Here is an 18,233-nt window from a genome sequence, read left to right as displayed (position 1 = left end):
TCAGATTTCCGTTTCCATCGCCGCGAGCATCGCGGACGCGCCCTCCTCGGCAAGGTCGCTATGATGGCGGAACAGGGCGAACAGCTCCCGTCCGGTGTCGTAGGGCGGCGGCGGGGCGTCCGCGCCTTCGCGGGCTTCCCATTCCGCCGGATCGACGAGCGCCTCGACCACACCCGTGTTCGCGCAGACGCGCACCATGTCTCCGTCGCGCAGCTTGCCGATCGGGCCGCCGCCAAGGGCTTCGGGCGAAAGGTGGATGGCGGCGGGCACCTTGCCGCTGGCGCCGGACATGCGGCCGTCCGTCAGCAGCGCGACCTTGAACCCACGATCCTGCAGCACGCCGAGCGAAGGGGTGAGCTTGTGCAGTTCCGGCATGCCGTTGGCGCGCGGCCCCTGGAACCGGACGGCGACGACAACATCGCGCTCCAGTTCTCCGGCCTTGAAGGCCTTCAACACATCGTCCTGATCGGAAAAGACGCGGGCAGGGGCCTCTATGGTCCAGCGGGCGGGATCGACGGCGCTGACCTTCATGATGCAACGGCCGAGATTGCCGGAGAGCAGCTTCATGCCGCCATCGGGGCTGAAGGCGTCCGACACGGGGCGCAGCATGGATGTGTCGCGCGGCTCGGCCGGACAGGCGTTCCACACCAGCGCCTCATTCTCCAGCGCCGGTTCCTTGCCATAATCGGTCAGGTCGCGGCGGGCGACGGTCAGGATGTCCCGGTGGAGCAGGCCATTGTCGAGCAATTGTGTGATGATCCACGCCATGCCGCCAGCGGCGTGGAAATGGTTCACATCGCCCGAACCGTTCGGATAGACGCGGGTGAGCAGAGGGATGACCTCCGACAGTTCGGCGAAATCGGTCCAGTCAATGCTGATCCCCGCCGCACGCGCAATGGCGGGCAGGTGGATCGCATGGTTGGTCGACCCGCCGGTGGAAAGCAGGCCGATGATGGCGTTCACAATCGCCTTCTCATCGATGCAATGGCCGAGCGGGCGGTAATCGTCGCCATCCCAGCCAATCGACGCGACGCGATGCACGGCGGCGCGGGTCAGTTCGCCGCGCAGCTTCGTGCCCGGATTGACGAAGGCAGCGCCGGGCATGTGCAGGCCCATCACCTCCATCATCATCTGGTTGCTGTTGGCCGTGCCATAAAAGGTGCAGGTGCCAGCGCCATGATAGGAGGCGCTCTCCGCCTCAAGCAATTCGGCGGTGCCGACCTTGCCCTCCGCATAAAGCTGTCGGATGCGGACCTTTTCCTTGTTGGCGAGGCCTGAGGGCATGGGGCCTGCGGGGATCAGGATCGTCGGCAGATGCCCGAAACGCAGCGCGCCGATCAGCAGGCCCGGCACGATCTTGTCGCAGATGCCGAGCATCAGATTGCCCTCGAACATCGCATGGCTGAGCGCGATGGCGGTGGCCATGGCGATGGTGTCGCGGCTGAACAACGACAGGTCCATGCCCGCCTGTCCCTGCGTCACACCGTCACACATGGCGGGGACGCCGCCCGCGACCTGCGCCGTCGCGCCCACTTCCCGCGCGGCGATCTTGATCGCTTCGGGATAGCGGCCATAGGGCTGATGCGCGGAGAGCATGTCGTTATAGGCGGTGACGATGCCGATATTCATCGCCGCGCCGGTGCGGATGACCGCCTTGTCCTCGCCCGACGCGGCAAAGCCATGGGCCAGATTGCCGCAAGAGAGTTGCGCGCGATTGGTGCCCGCGTCCCGGCCGCGCTCGATCAGGTCCAGATATTTGCGGCGGCGCGGGGCGCTGCGCTTGACGATCCGCTCCGTGACGGCGGCGACAATGGGGTGAAGATCAGTCATGCCAGCTTGCTCCATCGCGTTCGATGAGGGCAATGGCCGAGGATGGTCCCCAGTTCCCCGACGCATAGGAGGCGACCTTCACGCCCGCCTCCTTCCATCCGTCGATGATGGAATCGATCCAGATCCACTGCGCCTCCACCTCGTCGCGGCGGACGAACAGGGTGGGGTCGCCCTCCAGCAAATCGAGCAGCAGGCGTTCATAGGCGATGCGGCGGCGCTGTCCGCCAAATTCATGGTCGAGCGACACGTCCAGGCCGACCTCGCGCAGCTTGACGCCATCCAGGCCCGGCTCCTTCGCCATGATCAGCAGGCGGATATTCTCCTCCGGCTGCAGGCGGATGATCAGGGTGTTGGGTTCAAGGCCCGTCCGGCCGACGCCATTGGGGCCGCGCTTGCCGAAGATGGAGTGGGCGACCGGCTTGAACTGGATCATGATTTCGGACTGGCGCGCGGGCATGCGCTTGCCGGTGCGCAGGTAGAAGGGCACGCCGGTCCAGCGCCAATTGTCGATATAGGCTTTCAGCGCGACAAAGGTTTCGGTGTCGGAGGGCTTACCCAGTTCATCGACATAGCCGGTGACGATCTGCCCGGCGACGGCGCCCGGCGTATATTGGCCGCGCACGCTCTGGGTCTTGGCGCTGTCGCCGTCCATCGGGCGGAGCGAGCGCAGCACCTTCACCTTCTCGTCGCGGACGGCGGTGGAATCGAAGCGGGCGGGCGGCTCCATCGCGATGATCGACAGGATCTGGAGCATATGGTTCTGCACCATGTCCCGCAGCGCGCCGACGCCGTCATAATAGGAAACGCGGCCCTCAAGCCCGACCGTCTCGCCGACGGTGATCTGCACATGGTCGATCGCGCCCGCATTCCACAGCGGTTCGAACAGCATATTGCCGAAGCGCAGGGCGAGCAGGTTCTGGACCGTTTCCTTGCCGAGATAATGGTCGACGCGGAAAATCGATTCCTCGTCGAACAGCGCGCCGATGGCGTCGTTCACCTGCTTTGAGGAGGCGAGATCCTTGCCGATGGGCTTTTCCATCGCGATCCGGGTCTTGGGACCGATGAGGCCAGCGTCGGCCAGGCCCTGCGCGGTCGGGGCGAACAGGGCGGGCGGCGTCGAGAGATAGACGGAAATCCCCTTGTCCATGCGGTCCGACACCCGTTCGGCAAGAGCGCGGAACTGGTCCGCATTGCCCGCCTCGACCGGCGAATAGATGACCATGCCGCACAGCTTCTCCGCCAGATCCGCGTCATAGCGGTCGGCGGGCAGGAACTTGCGCAGGGCGGCGTCGACATCCTTGCAGAAGCCGGCATCGTCCAGCGCCGTCCGTCCCGATGCGACGATCAGGAAATCGTCGGGCAGGAGGCCGTCACCCAGAAGATTGTAAAGTGAGGGAAAGAGCATGCGGTGCGCCAGATCCCCGGTCGCGCCGAACAGGATAAGCGTGGCAGATTGTTCGGTCAAAAGGCGTTCCCCTTACCGTTTTCATCAACTGGTTTTCTGCACGTAGGGACGCTTATAGCGGCTGGTTGCCGCACCGCAACGAAAAGGCGCGAAAAAGCGCAAGAAACGGTATCTGAAATACGGGCAGGGCCGATCGGCCCTCAAATGCCGACGATCGCATCCTTCATGGCAAAGGCTTCACGCGCCCAATTGACCGAGGTCAGGTTGCGCGAGCTGCTGTCGACCATGCCGGTTGTGATGAGTGGGAAAAGCTGCTTCTCCTCCCGGTCCGCGCGATCGATCAGCCAATTGAGGAATTCCAGGGCGCAGGCGCGATAGGCAGACCATTCCATCTGCAGGCGCGCGGGCGTCCAATTGCGCGTATGTGCGCTGTATTCGCGGAATTTTTCGGACAGTTCCGCCCGGAATTTCAGGGCGAGCACGCGGACATGTTCACGGGGATCGGCCTCGATCTTGCTATAGAAGGCGCGGTCCTCAAAAGCGAGGTGGGTCATGATCGTGCTCGCCATGTCCCAACGCAATTCCGCCAGATGGTCGAGGTCCGCCGGATATGGCTGGCTCAAAATTTCGGAAAGCTCCTTGGCGAGGGACCGCATCTTGTCATGATCCTGAAGAAGGCGTTCGATCATATTCCGTCCGATCCATCCTGTTTTCTTGATTTAGAGCAAGAATTCATCGCCTGCGCTTTTCAGGTTTCCGAAATGCTAACTGCCGCATCCGGTACGACCAAGGTCTTAGCCTCTATATGTTTTTCCGGTTTTCGAGCCTTGCGCATGTCTATGTCCCGCGTAATTGGACTGGACGGGGCGAGCGGTTTTTGCCATTGGGGCCGCCCAGCCAATATCGGGTGAAAAGCCCCTATTGCGGCGTCTTTGTGCGGGCGTGGTGAAACTGGTAGACGCGCCGGACTCAAAATCCGGTTCCGAAAGGAGTGTCGGTTCGATTCCGACCGCCCGCACCAACATCTAAAAAATGCCGGCGTTCGAAGCCTATTCGGTAACCAGATGCCTTTTGTCCGGGGCGGGCAGCATCAGCATGCCGCGCATGGCCTGACGCGCCTTGCCCATTTTCTGCCCGACGACAGCCGCGCAAGTCGCATGCTGGCGGGTTTCCAGAACGGTATGGGGATAGGGGTAGAAATTGCCGGACCGGTCGTCCCGGAACCCTGCGCCGATCTTTCCCGCGGCCTTTTGCGCGGCTTCAACGCTAATGTACCATTTTCCTGAACGATCGGGCGTAACGAAACGATATTGGGTCATATTAGGATAATGCCCCGGAGCGGTTCTGGTTCATTGTTCCCGCAGAAAAATCTCGGAGTGCGTTCGACGGGCATGAAAAAGGGCGCGAGGGAAGGTTCCCCCGCGCCCATGCTTTGGAAAAAGCCCGGATCACGCCGGTTGCAGATTGACCGCCGTCGGCCGGGCGGCGGGAAGCTTGCCGGCCTCCGCCTGCACCAGAAGCTCCTGTTTGCGGGCCATCATGGCGTCACGCAGGGCGACCAGATCGACATCCGTGGCGCGGCACTGGGCGAACATGCCTTCAGAAGGCATCTCCTCCTCATGCACATGATGCTTGATCTCCGCGGACAGCACCTTGACCTTGGCGTCGTAGAAATCATCGCCGGGGCTGCCTGCCTCAATATCGTTGATCAGCACTTTCGCGCCATCATGTTCGACATACGCCTCGTCCAGCGTGTCATCCTCTATCTTGCCGCGGAACGCGGGATAGAAAATCTCCTCCTCGATGGAGGTATGCACCTTCAATTCGACGCATATTTGCTGGGCGATGGCCTGCTTTTTGCCGTCACTTGCGCTTTCAAATTTCTCGAACAATTCCTCGACCTTGCGATGGTCGGCTTTCAGAAGTGCGATCGCGTCGGTAAATTCCTGAGCCATGATGATCTCCTGCTGACGTGGATGCCATCAAGACCGCCCGGCAGGCCGGAGGTTCCACCCGCGATTCGTTATCAATCCTTCTTGCTTTCGATCAAACTGCCAAAGACGAGCGGCCAATTGCGGCTCCCGACATCCCCGAAATGCCACAGCCCGTCCGAATTGGCTTTGACCGGTGGCGGCGGGACCACATTTCGGGATGGTTATTAAGAGGAGAAGCATCTTGAACCGCATATCCAAGCTCATGATCATGTCCATCCTGCCGCTTTCGGCCGCGGGAACCGCCTTCGCGCAGGCCGCTGCCCCGGCCGAGCCAGCCGCCCCGGCGCAGGCGGCTCCGGCGCCCGCCGCGCCTGCAGGCGCCACCACCTTCAGCGATGAGGAGATTCAGAAGTTTGCGGCCGCCGCCGTCGAACTGAACAAAATCCAGTCGGACGCGACGGTGACCGCCGAGCAGAAGCAGCCCAAGATGCTGGCGGCCGTGCAGGCGACCGGCCTTGATCCGCAGAAGTTCAACGCGATCGGCCAGGCGGCGCAGAGCGATCCCGCCCTGCAGCAGAAGATTCAGGCCGCAGCATCGGCAAGCCCGGCCGCAGCGCCCGCGCCAGCGGCTCCGCCCAAGCAATAAGCCGCCCGTCAAACCATGGCGTATCGAGCCGGGGAGCCTGACGCTTCCCGGCTTCGTGATATGCGGCGAGGAAAAACCTTATTTCTGGCGGCGCGTATAGAGCAGCGCCGCGACGATCGCGGCCGAGCCGATGCCCACGGCCGTCCCCATCCACAACGTCTTGTTGCCAGCGGAGGGCGGACTGTTTTCAGCGGATTTTGCTGGCGTATCCTTGGGCGGGGCAGCCTCTCCGGCCGCTATTTTCTTGTCGTCGGTCATAGTCGCCCGACTATGGGCGATCGAAAGGGCGAAGGAAAGAGCGGTTGAGACGGGCCGATAGGGATTTGCCGGATTTGCGGCATATAGGCGAGCGCTGCGCCGGTCTCTATTCGATCCCGGAGAACGGATGGTCACAACATCCGCCCTCCGGGAACGATAAGAGTGATGCGGCAGGCCGCATCCAGCTATGGGAAGCTGAACATCGGATAGGTCCAAAGGATTGATATTCGGTGAAGGAATACGTTCGTAAAACTAATCATGGTTAAGGGGTTATGAATCCCAAGCCCCGCCTGATATGCGCCGAAGCGGGGATGAATCGGGGCAAGACGTGGCGTTAAGGGCAGGAATAGTTTTGCTGGCGCTCGCTATCGCCTCTGCGTCCCAATGGTGGCCGCTGATCGGCCAGGCTGGCTGATCGCTGCGCTACTCCGCCTTCTGGGGCTTTTCAGGCATTCAGGGCTTGGGCCAGGCGAAACCTGCCGTATTGAAGGTGAAATCCTGAGCGCCTTCCGTCCCCAGATCGATCTTCACCTTTACGGATTTGCTGTCCCGGATCGCCTCGAACGCATTTTGCGGGGGCGGGATGGAAATGCCGTCCTTCGTATCCGTCATGCGGCCCTGCCATTTCTTGGGCGCGCCGCCGTCCATGCTGGCCTCCACCGCGCATGACGACAGGTCGCAGGTAAAGGGCGCGCCGACCGCTTTCACGGTCACGCCCGTTTCCCCGTTGCGCATCTTTTGGAGCAGGATGACGGCGAAGGTGTCAGGCGCGGTCATCGTCTTTACGCTGTTGGCGCTGCCCAGATAGGCGAGCGGCGTCGCCTTGCCGGTCGCCGGATCGGTCTTGGCCTCATATTTCCAGACCTGGCCGATTTGCTGACGTTGAGTCGCGCCGCCTTCGTCCGAATTTGTCGATCCGCAGGCGGCAAGCATGGCGACGCTTACCAGCATGAAAGATTTTGCGGCCATTATGGCTCCTCTTGGCGACAGGGGTGGCAATGGTTTCGATAGGAAAACGCGCGCCGGATCGGAGAGTTTCGTGGCGTTCGTCCTAATATGGGACAGAAGGCCGCACCGCTTCGGCGTTAAGCTAAGCTTTTGGAAACCAATACCGTTCTACTCCCATGTCAAGACATGCGAAGCCGGGGACTCGGCAGCGCCAACACTTTCGCGGAGCCGACAGACATGGGGTTAGCAGCTTTGTTTCGGCCGGGTCAGCCCGACGAAGCGCGCAAGGGAAGCAGGTTCAAGGTCCTGCTGCCAATCACGATCAGGCAGAATGGCGCCAAGGCCCCCGGCAAGCTCATCGAAGTTTCGAATGAGGGCGCGCGCGGCCAGACGCTGGGCAATCCGCAGGTCAAGCAACCCATCGAAATCGAATGGGAAGGCAAGTTGATCTCCGCCAAGGTCGTGTGGGTGAAGGGCGAACGCTTCGGCCTGGAATTCGACAAGCGGCTGAGCAACAACCAGTTGCTGGCGATGATCGCCGGATAAGGCGCTTCACCCGGATTGGAACGATAAGGGCTGCCCGTGAGGGCGGCCTTTTTTGTTTGGGCCTTTGATGGCCTATTTGGCTGGGTTTACGACAGTCCGGTTGTGATTGCTAACAGGCTTTAGCTGACGTTCCTGCGTGACCTTAGGCCCCCGGATTGGCATACTCCCCCTTATGGCAGCATCGCTATTCGCAGACGTTCCGTTCAGAGCTAAGATCATAGGCGGCGCAATCATCGTAGTTCCTTTGGCGACACTAGCTCTTCTAGGTGCGATATTTTTGCGGCCCGCCCCGATTGAACAGAGATTGGTATGGGGTTGCTACACAGCAGACAATGCGCCTCCCATTTCAGTGGAGGAGAGCAAGATACGCATTGTCGACGGAACCCGGCGGTCTCTGAGCTATATCGCTGAGCCGTGTAAAGAGGGCTACAGACTGACGGTTCATCCAGCCCTTATCTTAAAAGCGTCAGAGGGCGGGCGCTACAGCTTCGAGCAGGGCCGAGGCATAGGTTATTTCTGGCCGCTTCTTTCAGAAGCTTCCGACAATCCTCGAAAAGTGCATTCGCCAGAGGATTTTGGTGGTCGAATTGACATTGCTGCGGAAGGCCGATCAGCAATTTATGTCCGCTCCAAGGATGGAAACAACTGCGGCTGAACGGCGGACTTTTGGTCGTAACAAGCCATTCGCCCTGAGCTTGTCCTCAGCGCCGGCCTTGCAGGCAGTCAAAGGGGGCTGCTCTTCTTTTTAAGAAAGACAGGGCTTGGACAGGCTCAGCCCGAACGGGGGAGGCCGCCTCCGGTCAAACGCCTGTCCTACATGCCTCTACTGCCCCATATGGAACTCTATGCCCCACTCGCCGCGCAAGGTGCGACGTCGATGATCCCGCCAGCGCGCCGGTGCGACGCAAGCGGGACGTACCTGAGACCAACATGCGACTCTGGTGAGACGCATGTGAGACGTAAGTGCGACGCATATGAGACGTGGATGGGACGCAGGTGCGACGCACATGAGACCTATATGAGACGTACATGCGACCTTTGTGCGACCTACATGCGACTTTCCGGCGAAAACCGATCACAACCCGCAACTTCGATTCGCAAATCGAGCAGCAACCCCCGATATGGTTGCTCGCAAGGCGGCTACTGCCCGCCGGTGAACTTCAAGGCCCGATCGCAAAAAGGCCGCCGGAGATCTCCGGCGGCCGCTTGTCTGCCGATCTGCCGGGGCCAGCCCCTATTCCCGCATCGCGCTGTCGCGGATGCGGATCAGCGGGCCGAGGATATAGTCCATGATCGACTGGCGACCGGACTTGATGTTCACTTCCGCGGTCATGCCGGGGATGACCGGCTTGTCCACGCCGAACTTGGTCGTGTCGGCGCGCAGGCGGACGCGGTAATAGCTTTCGCCTTTCTGGTCCTGGATGACGTCGGGCGACACGTCGATCACCTTGCCGTCCAGCCCGCCATAAATGGCGGAGTCATAGGCGGAGATCTTGATGGTGGCGGGAAGGCCGGGCCAGATGTTGCCGCGGTCCTTGGGCATCACGCGGGCCTCGACCATGACGACCTTGTCGACCGGCACGATCTCGACCAGCGGTTCGCCGCCGCGCACGACGCCGCCCACGGTCTGGACGTAGAGTTTGTTGACGACGCCATCCATCGGCGCGCGGATTTCCTCGCGGGATTCCTTGTCGCTATAGGCGCCCAGATTCTCGTCTGCCTTGGACAGTTCCAGCCGCAGTTCAGCGGCCTTCGCCTTCGTCTCCTGGATCGACTTGGTGAACACCTCGCCGCGGCGGGCGGAGGTTTCGCTGAGCTGCGCCATGGATTCCGGGATCTGGTTCTGCACGTCCGCGATCTTGGTGCGCAGGGCGAGCAGCATCGCCTTCTTGTCCAGCACCTCGCGCTCGGAAATCGCCTCCGCGTCATAGGCGCGCTGCAGCTTGTCGAGCTGGGTGATCATCAGCCGTTCCTCGCCGCGCAGATTGGTAAGGCGCGACTGCAGCGTGCCGATTTCCGCGCGGCGGGCGCGGGCCTGTTCGTCTATAATGCCGGTTTCCTGGCCCCGCTGGTTACGGGTGGAATAGAAAAGCGCTTCTTCGGAAGCCGCGATTTCCGGCGCGGCGTCGCGCAGTTCGTCCGGCACGGTGAAGCTGCCCTTACCGCTGACTTCCGCGTCCATGCGCGCGAGGGCGATCCGCTTGGCCACGACATCGGTCCGCGCGTTCTGGAAATCGGCGATGGTCGTCTGGTTGGTGACGCGCATCAGCACCTGCCCCTTGCGGACGCGCTCGCCCTCCTGGACCAGCAATTGCTTCACGATGCCGCCCTCAAGATGCTGGACCACCTGATTCTGGACCGAAGGGAGGACCCGGCCGCCGCCGCGCGTGACCTTGTCCACCTGAAAAAACACCGCCCACATCAGGAAGGCGACGACCAGTGTCGCGAGAATCTTGAGCGTGCGGTGGGACTTGTCCGTCCTGATCCGGGCGCTCCATGGCGCTATGCCGTCAATCGGGGCGCTGGCGATCTTCACATTGCCCGCAAAAGCGGACGCCATTTCCTTGGCCGAGACGTCCTGGAACAGGCTTTCGCCGCCTGCCGCGCGAATGATCCGGTCCCTTATGGCGCTGAAGTTCATGTGACGGTCCCCAAAAAATCTGAAGCCGCGTTTACCAATCATTATCCTTAAAAATGCTTAATGCTTTGATCGGACCAATGGGGATTGTTCCTATTATGCAGGTTTCACAGCAGGAAGCGGGCGTCAGCCTGGTCGGCCGGATCGGCACCAAGCTGTCGCGGGTCAGCTATGGCAGGCGCGCGCACAAGGCGGCGGAGGCAGCGCAGGCATGGGGCGGGGCGGTCTATCCGCTGCCCTTCGTGATTGCGCTGGAACGGCTGAGCGCCCGGTGCGGCAAGCCCGCGTCCCGCGATATGCTGGTCGCCGCGCTGCCCGCCGCCAATGGCGATATGGACCCAAAATTCGCGCCGCTGGCGATGGCCCGCGCGGATATCGATGCGCGCTGGGACAGCCGCAGCCTGGCCACGATGGAAAAGCATGAACTGCCCGCGCTGGCGCTTGTCGAGGGCGGCGCAGTGCTGATCGTCGACGTCAAGGCGGACGGCGCGCTGGTCATGGCGGATGCGGAAGGGGACAAGATGATCCCGGCCGCCGTGCTGCAGCCGGTGATCGCCGCCGAGATACTGGTATGCGGTCATGTTGATCCGGCAAACGGCCTTGGCATGGAGGAGGAGCGATCCTTCGTCCGCCGCAATCCCCGCCTGTGGCTGGTCGGCGTGTTCCTGAGCGAACGCAAGCGGCTGGGCCAGCTTCTGCTGGCGGCGGCGCTGCTCAACCTCTGCGGTCTTGCGATCCCGCTTTATATGCGCGCCATCTACGACCGGGTGGTGCCGAACCTCGCCATTGAATCGCTCTGGGCGCTATCGGCGGGCGTGGTGCTGGTGCTGCTGTTTGAGTTCACCTTCAAACATGTGCGCGGCAGCTATGTCGATGCCATCGGCGTGCGCGTGGGGCAGGCGATCCAGCATCGCGCGATGACGTCGTTCCTGCATGGCCGCACCGGCAAGTCGGAAAATACCGTCGGCGGCCTGATGACGGCGCTGCGCGATGTCGAGGCGCTGGCGCTGCTGGTGCCGCAGGCGATCGTCACCTTCCTGGTCGATGTGCCCTATTTCTTCGCCTATGTGGCGCTGATCATGCTGATCGGCGGCTGGACGGTTGCTGGGCCCGTGGTGGGCGCGGCGGCGCTGGTGATGGTCGGCTTTGTCGCCAGCTATGCGCTGAAGCTCAGCAGCAAGCGCGCGTCCAAGCTGATGCAGGCCCGTAATAACCTCGTCGTCGATGTGACGGAGGGGCTGACCACCATCAAGGCCAATCAGGCGGAAGGCCGCTTCCTGCGCCAGTGGGATATCGTGTCCGACCATATCGGCATGAGCTCCCAGTCTGCCCGCAAGTGGAACGAACTGCCCGGATCGATGGCCGGGCTGATCGTACAGATGGTGACGGTCATGGTCGTCGTCATCGGCGTGTTTCAGATCAAGGACAATGTCATGACGACCGGCGCGATGATCGCCGTCACCATGTTGACCGGCCGGGCTATGGTGCCGGTGTCGTCCGCCATTTCGATGATTTCCAAGGGCTATCAGAGCCTGTCGCAATTTGCGGGCCTCTCCAAGCTGCTGGCGATGGAGCCGGAACGCGACATTTCCGATCCGTCGATCAAGCGCCGGGCGATCAAGGGCGATATCCGGCTGCAGAATGTCGCCTTCAACTATGCGGAGGGCGCGGCGCCGAGCCTGAAGGACCTTAGCGTTTCCTTCCAGCCGGGCGAGAAGATCGCGCTGATCGGCAAATCCGGTTCGGGCAAGTCGACGCTGCTGCAATTGCTGGCCGGGATGATCGAGCCACAGGCGGGCGCGATGACGGTCGACGGCCATGCCGCCAGCCAATATGCCGCCGCGCATCTGCGCCAGAGCATTGTCTATTCCGCCCAGGATGCCGCCCTGTTCGACACGTCGATCTGGGAAAATATCCTGCTCGGCCTGGAAGAACCGGAGGAAGCGGTCGTCGAGCGCGCCATCATGGCGTCGGGCCTGGACGGCTTCGTCAGCCGCAGCGTCGAGGGCTATGGCCGCAAGGTCGGCCCGCGCGGGAGCAAACTTTCGGGCGGCCAGCGCCAGTCGGTCATCCTGGCCCGCGCGCTGGTGCGCGATCCCAATGTGCTGCTGCTCGACGAACCGACCGCCTCGATGGATATCGCCAGCGAGCAATCCGTGATCCAGGGGCTGCGTGAGGCGGCGCGGGACAAGACGCTGATCGTCGCGACGCACCGCATGGCGCTGCTCGATCTGGTCGACCGGGTGATCTGGTTGGATGAAGGCAAGATCGTCGCCGACCGGCCGCGCGCCGAAATCATTGCGATGATGCGCAATCAGCAATCCGGCGTACGCGCAGCCTAATCGTTACGGCGTTAGGGCTTGATTAGGACAATTTGGTTTAAACGGCATTTACCAGTTTTTTCGCGGGACGATTTTCCGCGGTTTTCGGGGGTATGAAGTGGCAGGGGCATCGTCAGAGGGGGAAGTCAATCACTGGCCGGCGTTCGTCGACGTGCTGACGACCGTCATCATGGTCGTGACCTTCCTGCTCGTCATCATGAGCGCCGCCGTCATGGTGCTGTCGCAGCGCACGATGGAGCATTTCAAGAAGCAGATCGAAGCTAAGGAAGCGCTGGGCAAGACGAGCGAGAACAGCGCCGACGCAGGCGCGGCTGGCGGCGCGACCGGCGGGGCGCCGGGGCAGCAGAACCAGACCATCCGCTCACCGGACGCCGAAACCGGCAGCTCGGTGGCGGAACTCGGCTCCATCCTGAAGTCCGATCCCGTCAACGGCGCGGAAAGGCTGACCATCCGCACGCGCGAGACGCCCGACACGATGAAGATTGCGGTCAAGGCGATGGAAAATGCCGACGACACAAAGGGCGTGGAGGTAAAGACCGCCGACGTCCTGCTGCGCGTCGATTTCGAACCGATGGCTGTCCGCTATGACGATGCCAACGCCAAGCAGGTGACCGACTTCCTGAAGTCCAAGCAGCGTCCGGGCATGAAATATGAAATCTGGTCGTTCGCGCCGCAGGCTTCCTCGATTTCCGAGGCGCAGCGCCTGGCCTTCTACCGCGCGGCGATGACCCGCAACCTTCTGATCAAGGCGGGCATCAACCCGTCCGACGTCAATACGCAGGTGCGGGTGACCGACCCTTCGGCAAAGGACGGGCACAATGTGCGCGTCGTTCTGAAGCCCTGAACCGATGACCTGAGCCGAGCAGCGAAAGAACGCGACGATGGAAAAGAAAATCCGGTCCGAACTGCTGAAGATGACCACGATCATGGTCGTCCTGATCGGCCTTGGCATTTATGCGCATGAGTTCGTCATCTCCGGCATCAAGGCGAAGGCGGCGCTGAACCTGTCCATCTTCGCGACCTTTGGGCTGGCCGCCTTCCTGGCGTTTCGCCATGTGTTGGCGCTGAAAAATGAGGTGCTGGCGCTCAAAGCGCTGCAGGTCGACTATGGATCGCGCTCGCAACGGCCGCTCAACCCCTACCGCCATCCCGCCATCGTGTTCCAGGAACCGGAACTGCTTGGCCAGGGATACCGGATGATCACAGAGGAGCTGGGCAAGTCCGGCTCCCTGCATATTTCCAACCATACCGTGCAGACGCTGCTGCACGACGTCGACCAGCGCATCAATGATCGCAAGTCGACGATCATCTACTTCTCCGGCCTTATGGTGTTCCTGGGCCTGCTCGGCGCGTTCATGGGCCTGATGAAGACCGTTCACTCGGTGGGCGACCTGATTGGCGGCATGGATATCTCCGGCGCGGGCGGTTCGGACAGCTTCGGCAAGCTGATCGAGGGCATGAAAGGCCCGCTGAACGGCATGTCCGTGGGTTTCAGCTCCTCTCTGTTCGGTCTTATGACGTCGATGGTGCTGGGCGCGTTCGAACGCTGCATGACCAGCGCGATGAAAACGCTGCGCAACGAGTTCGAGCATTGGCTGTCCAACCTCGCTGCGCTGGAAAACCCGCATGAGGCGCAGGCGAACGGCGCGAATGTCGATTTCAGCGGCGTCATCCGCGCGCTGGAGTTCGGCGGCAAGCAGTTGCGCGAATTGCGCGAGGCGGTGCTGGGCAATACCCGCAACGCCGGCGAGAACCAGCACGCCATCAATCAGATGGCGCATAGCGTCACCCGTCTTTCGCAATCCGTCGACAAGGTGACCGATCCGACGCCGCTGCTGGAGCCTATCGCCCGCGTGGTGGAGGATCTTGCGCAGAACCAGACGATGATGGTCAGCCAGTTCCACGGCCTGTTCAACATGGCTGAGCGGGACCGCATGGCGATCCGCCAGATGCTGGAGGCGATGAGCACCATGACCGACCGCCGCGCCGCTCTGGATGGCGCGCAGTTGCATGCGCAGATGGAGCGCATGGTCGCGCTGCAGGCGGCGATGCTGGAGAAGGAGCCGGTTCTGCTGACCAGCCAAACCCTTTCGCGTGGCGAAAAGGGCGGACTATTCTCACGCATCTTTGGCGGCGGAGCCCGGAGCGACGGCAAGAAATTGCGCGCGGAAATCCGCCGCACCAGCATCAATCAGGGCCAGATCGCCAAGGCGGTGGAGAAATCGCTGGGCGAATCCATCGAGCGCATCGAGGCCGGAAGGAAAAGCGACCAGGATGTGCTGGCGCAAATGATCTCCCAGAATGAGGGCAATCAGGCGCGCCTGCTGGCGTTGCTCGACCGGTTGCAGGCGACCGAAGCGGCGCAGGCGGCCCAGAGCGGCGATCCGCTGGCGGCGACGGGGCTGCACGGCGCCCGGCTGGAACTGGACGTGTTGAAGCGGCGGCTCGACCTTGCAGAGGAATCCGAGGCGGAGCGCAATGCGCGCTCCACGCCCCCCGCGCAGGGAGAGACGCGCGCGACGGGCACGGGCACGGGCATGGGCGCGGGTCAGGGCTGAGGCGGAAAGAGAGAGCATCGAACCATGGGCATTTCCCTTCACCGTATCTTCTCCCGCAAACCGGCATTCAGCCGGTCGGCTGCGCGTTTCGCCTGTCAGCTTGACGCGACGCTGATCGTGATCGACCGGATGATCAATTATGAGGGCCGGGTGACCGACTTTTCCTGCGGCGGCGCGCAGTTCAGGCCCAAGCTTGCCTATCTGATGGCCCGGCGCGACGTGCCCGTTTGCCTCACAGTGGGCAGCGAGGAGATTTTCGGGCGAATCGTCAACACCACGCCCGCGGGTTTCGGCATCCGTTTCGACGAGCCGATCGACGAGGATATGCTGACCGAACTGGTGGGGGACACCGCGATCAGCAACGGCGGGACGAAGGCGGCATGATGGCGGGAAAGATCATCCGGGGGCGCGGCCGATGACAGAGATGTCGCCCATAAACAGCGCCCAGGCGGTCGAAACCGACCGGCGGAGCGACGATCGCGTCGTATCCGTGCTGATCAATGCGGGCGTCGCCAAGGAAGGGCGCAGTGCGCTCTGCCGCATCCGCAATCTCTCTGACACCGGAATGATGATCGACACGCGCATGCCGCTGGCCGTCAATGAAGATGTCGCTGTGCAGTTGCGGTCCGGTTTCTGCGTCGCCGGCGTGGTCCGGTGGAGCGAGCATTTCCGGGCGGGCATAGAGCTGGTGGATGCAAGCGGCGAGATGATCCTGACCGATCATGCGCAGACGGACGTCAGCGCCGAGGCGGGCATTTTTCCGCGGTTCGCGCGCGATGCGTCCGTCTTTGTAACGATCAACCATCGCCGCGGCCGCTGCCATCTGGTCACTGTGTCGCTGGGCGACGCCATCCTGCAGGGATGTGAAGGCGTGACGGCGGGTCAAATCATTACCGTGGGCATCGAGGGTCTGGAAGAACGGCTGGCCACGGTGATTGAGGCGGCGGACGATCATTGCAGAGCATCATTCACACAGCCTCTGCATTTTAAGGCGCTTGAACAGTGGCTTGAATCAGGAAGTTGGCAGTAAATTTTAATATCGGCGCATGTGCGACGCGCCCGATTGAGCCATCTTCGCGCAAAAAGCGCAATTGTTTCAGCTTATCCTTAACTCCGTTTTAACCACGCAGGCGCAATCCAGTGTGGACGCGCGCCGGACTTCGGCATGCTGCGAGGAGATTTTCTTTGGGGGACATGCGGATTCGCACGGGCAAGGGCCTGTTCGTACCGACCATCGCCCGCCACATTCTGGCGGCGGCGGCCTGTGCGCCCCTGCTGCTGCATTCGGTCGCCGGAGCAGCCGACCGCTATTATTATGACGCAGCGCCCGCGGGGCCGATGCCGAACGGTCAGCCTCTGGCCGACGCCGTAGGTCTGCGCCCGGCTCCCTGGCTGGAGATGGTCGACCCCTATGCGGAAACGCCTGCGGCCGTTCCTGCGCAGATGGCCGCCGCCGCACCGGCCATTGTGCCCGCCGATCCCGTAAAGGTAGAAACGCCGGTTCCGGCAACGATCACGCAGGCCAGCGTTGCGCCAGTAGATGCTGCGCCAGTCAGCGTTGTTCCGGCCAGCGTCGCCCCAACCAGCGTTGCGCAGGCCGATGCCGCGCCTGCCGCTGTTCCGGCTGCCGATGCCGCACTGATTGCTGCTGCACCTGCGGCCGCACCCGAAGCTGCGCCGCCAGCCCCGGCTGCGCCGGAAGCTCAGGACAAGCCGGTGGCGATGGCCGCCATTGCCGATCCCGCGCAGGCGCCGCCGGTTCAGGCGGATATCTCCGCGTCAAGCGCGCCGGTTCCAACCAGCATCGCCGACGCCATGACGCCAGCGGCCGTGCCGCCGCCGGGTGCGCAGGAATCGCTGCGCAACGCGATTGTCGAAGCGCTCAAGAGCAACCCGGAAATCCAGATCGCCCTCGCGCGGCAGGACGACGCCAAATATGGCGTCGATGAAGCGCGCGCGGGCTATATGCCGCATCTCGACATGGCGGTTGCGATTGGCGGCGAGTTCAACGATCCCGCGCTGGGCGACATCACGAAGCTGCGCCGGGGCGAGGGCATTGTAACGCTGAGCCAGAATCTCTGGGACTTCGGCACGACCATCAATGACATCAAGCGGGCGCGGGCGGACTATCGCAGCGCCCAGTGGAGCACGCGCGAACGGATCGAGGCGATCTCCTTCGACATCACCACATCCTATATGACCCTGCTGCAGAATCAGAAGCTGGTCGAATTGGCCGAGCAGCAGATCACCGCGCACGAAAAAATCCTGAAGATGGTCAAGATCCAGAACGAACTGGGCCTGACCACGCCTGCGGACGTCAGCCGCGCCAAGGCCCGGCTGGAAAATGTCCAGGCCGACCTGCTCGACCGCAAGAGCGCGCTTGAGCAGGCGCGTGAATCTTATCGCCGGCTGACCAATCATCTGCCTGGCATCGCCGTGGACCTGCCGCCGACGGCATCGTCTCTGCCGATGTCGGCCGATGCGGCTGTCGCAATGATCGACGATCACAGCCCGCGCATGGCGCAGGCGGTTGAGGATCGCCGTTCGCTGGATCGTCAGCGCGCCAGCCAAACCGGCACCTTCTTCCCCCGCATCGGTTTTCAGGCGCAGGGCAACTGGAAGGATGACGTGCAGGGCGCGACCGGCGTCAACCGCGACGCGCGCGCCATGGTCACCCTGACCTACAGCTTCTTCAACGGCGGCGCGGACATCGCCATCCGCAACCGGATCAACGCGCGCCTGCGTGAAGCCGATTATGAGCTGGATCGCCGCCGCCGGGAGGTGGAGCAGGATATCCGTATAGATTTCAATGCTCTGGAAGCCGCGCGCGCCAAGATGGCGACAATCGACGCCGAAATCGGATCATCCGAAAAGGTCGTCGACCTGTATGCGCAGCAATTCCGCGAGGGCCGCCGGACGGTGTTCGATCTGCTCGACAGCCAGCAGATTTTATTTGCTGCGAGGGCCAACCAGATCGCCAACAACACCGCCAAAATGCTGAGCGAATACCGGGTCCTCCAGAAGCTGGGCGGCCTGTTCGATCTCGTCAGCAGCGGCGAGCCTCTGCCGCAGATCGTCATGCCCGCGCCGCGCAGCGGCAAGTGACCGCCTGGCCCCGATCCGGGGCA

Annotated in this window: 17 protein-coding genes and 1 tRNA gene; 10 read left to right on the top strand and 8 right to left on the bottom strand. The window is 62.5% G+C overall.

Translation table 11 applies throughout. The annotated features are described in order from the left end of the window. The 3 genes from edd to KFK14_RS14245 all read right to left on the bottom strand — a co-directional run bounded on the left by edd (position 1) and on the right by KFK14_RS14245 (position 3,924). Complete coding sequence (gene edd, locus KFK14_RS14255; RefSeq protein ID WP_212608098.1) at positions 1–1,830, bottom strand: phosphogluconate dehydratase; 1,830 nt, start codon at positions 1,828–1,830, stop codon at positions 1–3. After that, on the bottom strand, positions 1,823–3,295 hold the full coding sequence (zwf, locus tag KFK14_RS14250; protein ID WP_212608097.1) for a glucose-6-phosphate dehydrogenase: 1,473 nt from the start codon (positions 3,293–3,295) through the stop codon (positions 1,823–1,825). Before zwf ends, edd begins: the two co-directional genes overlap by 8 nt. Before the next feature lie 140 nt (positions 3,296–3,435). After that, entirely contained in the window at positions 3,436–3,924 is a 489-nt protein-coding gene (locus KFK14_RS14245) for a hemerythrin domain-containing protein (protein WP_070157940.1), read from the bottom strand. A 247-nt stretch (positions 3,925–4,171) separates the two neighbouring features. Between KFK14_RS14245 and KFK14_RS14240 the strand changes: the two genes are divergently transcribed. Continuing rightward, positions 4,172–4,256: transfer RNA gene (locus KFK14_RS14240), tRNA-Leu, on the top strand. 28 nt (positions 4,257–4,284) lie between these two features. On the opposite strand, the gene KFK14_RS14235 is transcribed toward KFK14_RS14240, so the two are convergent. Together KFK14_RS14235 and KFK14_RS14230 are read right to left on the bottom strand one after the other, a co-directional pair. Continuing rightward, positions 4,285–4,554, bottom strand: a complete 270-nt coding sequence (locus tag KFK14_RS14235; protein WP_212608096.1) for a hypothetical protein — start codon at positions 4,552–4,554, stop codon at positions 4,285–4,287. 129 nt (positions 4,555–4,683) lie between these two features. Beyond that, entirely contained in the window at positions 4,684–5,190 is a 507-nt protein-coding gene (locus KFK14_RS14230) for a hemerythrin domain-containing protein (RefSeq protein ID WP_212608095.1), read from the bottom strand. Positions 5,191–5,431: 241 nt separating this feature from the next. Between KFK14_RS14230 and KFK14_RS14225 the strand changes: the two genes are divergently transcribed. Beyond that, on the top strand, positions 5,432–5,815 hold the full coding sequence (locus KFK14_RS14225) for a DUF4168 domain-containing protein (protein ID WP_212611154.1): 384 nt from the start codon (positions 5,432–5,434) through the stop codon (positions 5,813–5,815). A gap of 78 nt (positions 5,816–5,893) precedes the next feature. Here KFK14_RS14225 and KFK14_RS14220 read toward each other — a convergent pair whose 3' ends face one another. Together KFK14_RS14220 and KFK14_RS14215 are read right to left on the bottom strand one after the other, a co-directional pair. Next, on the bottom strand, positions 5,894–6,073 hold the full coding sequence (locus KFK14_RS14220; protein ID WP_212608094.1) for a hypothetical protein: 180 nt from the start codon (positions 6,071–6,073) through the stop codon (positions 5,894–5,896). A gap of 453 nt (positions 6,074–6,526) precedes the next feature. Beyond that, on the bottom strand, positions 6,527–7,042 hold the full coding sequence (locus tag KFK14_RS14215; RefSeq protein WP_212608093.1) for a hypothetical protein: 516 nt from the start codon (positions 7,040–7,042) through the stop codon (positions 6,527–6,529). A 216-nt stretch (positions 7,043–7,258) separates the two neighbouring features. Between KFK14_RS14215 and KFK14_RS14210 the strand changes: the two genes are divergently transcribed. Both KFK14_RS14210 and KFK14_RS14205 read left to right on the top strand, forming a co-directional pair. Then, positions 7,259–7,567 carry a PilZ domain-containing protein gene (locus KFK14_RS14210; RefSeq protein ID WP_171905922.1) on the top strand — a complete coding sequence of 103 codons (309 nt, stop codon included), beginning with the start codon at positions 7,259–7,261 and terminating at the stop codon, positions 7,565–7,567. A gap of 172 nt (positions 7,568–7,739) precedes the next feature. After that, the gene (locus KFK14_RS14205) at positions 7,740–8,222 is read left to right on the top strand and encodes a hypothetical protein (RefSeq protein ID WP_212608092.1); all 483 of its coding nucleotides are present in this window, start codon (positions 7,740–7,742) and stop codon (positions 8,220–8,222) included. 579 nt (positions 8,223–8,801) lie between these two features. Here the strand turns inward: KFK14_RS14205 and KFK14_RS14200 are convergent. Beyond that, positions 8,802–10,208, bottom strand: coding sequence for an HlyD family type I secretion periplasmic adaptor subunit (locus KFK14_RS14200; protein WP_212608091.1), 1,407 nt, complete (start codon positions 10,206–10,208; stop codon positions 8,802–8,804). 95 nt (positions 10,209–10,303) lie between these two features. On the opposite strand from KFK14_RS14200, the gene KFK14_RS14195 reads away from it, so the two are divergent. From KFK14_RS14195 to KFK14_RS14170, 6 genes are all read left to right on the top strand, one after another. After that, on the top strand, positions 10,304–12,547 hold the full coding sequence (locus tag KFK14_RS14195; RefSeq protein ID WP_212608090.1) for an ATP-binding cassette domain-containing protein: 2,244 nt from the start codon (positions 10,304–10,306) through the stop codon (positions 12,545–12,547). A 97-nt stretch (positions 12,548–12,644) separates the two neighbouring features. After that, positions 12,645–13,391, top strand: coding sequence for a hypothetical protein (locus tag KFK14_RS14190; protein WP_212608089.1), 747 nt, complete (start codon positions 12,645–12,647; stop codon positions 13,389–13,391). 37 nt (positions 13,392–13,428) lie between these two features. Further along, entirely contained in the window at positions 13,429–15,105 is a 1,677-nt protein-coding gene (locus KFK14_RS14185) for a hypothetical protein (RefSeq protein ID WP_212608088.1), read from the top strand. Positions 15,106–15,129: 24 nt separating this feature from the next. Beyond that, positions 15,130–15,489 (top strand): PilZ domain-containing protein, encoded by a 360-nt coding sequence (locus tag KFK14_RS14180; RefSeq protein ID WP_212608087.1) that lies wholly within the window; start codon positions 15,130–15,132, stop codon positions 15,487–15,489. Between the two features lie 31 nt (positions 15,490–15,520). Further along, positions 15,521–16,135, top strand: a complete 615-nt coding sequence (locus tag KFK14_RS14175) for a PilZ domain-containing protein (RefSeq protein WP_212608086.1) — start codon at positions 15,521–15,523, stop codon at positions 16,133–16,135. Between the two features lie 164 nt (positions 16,136–16,299). Continuing rightward, positions 16,300–18,210 (top strand): TolC family outer membrane protein, encoded by a 1,911-nt coding sequence (locus tag KFK14_RS14170; RefSeq protein ID WP_212608085.1) that lies wholly within the window; start codon positions 16,300–16,302, stop codon positions 18,208–18,210. Positions 18,211–18,233 lie beyond the last annotated feature (23 nt).

The organism is Sphingobium phenoxybenzoativorans, from assembly GCF_018286635.1.
GTDB lineage: Bacteria > Pseudomonadota > Alphaproteobacteria > Sphingomonadales > Sphingomonadaceae > Sphingobium > Sphingobium phenoxybenzoativorans.
Note: the sequence above shows the minus strand (reverse complement) of the source record. Positions and strands in the feature narration are given on the sequence as shown.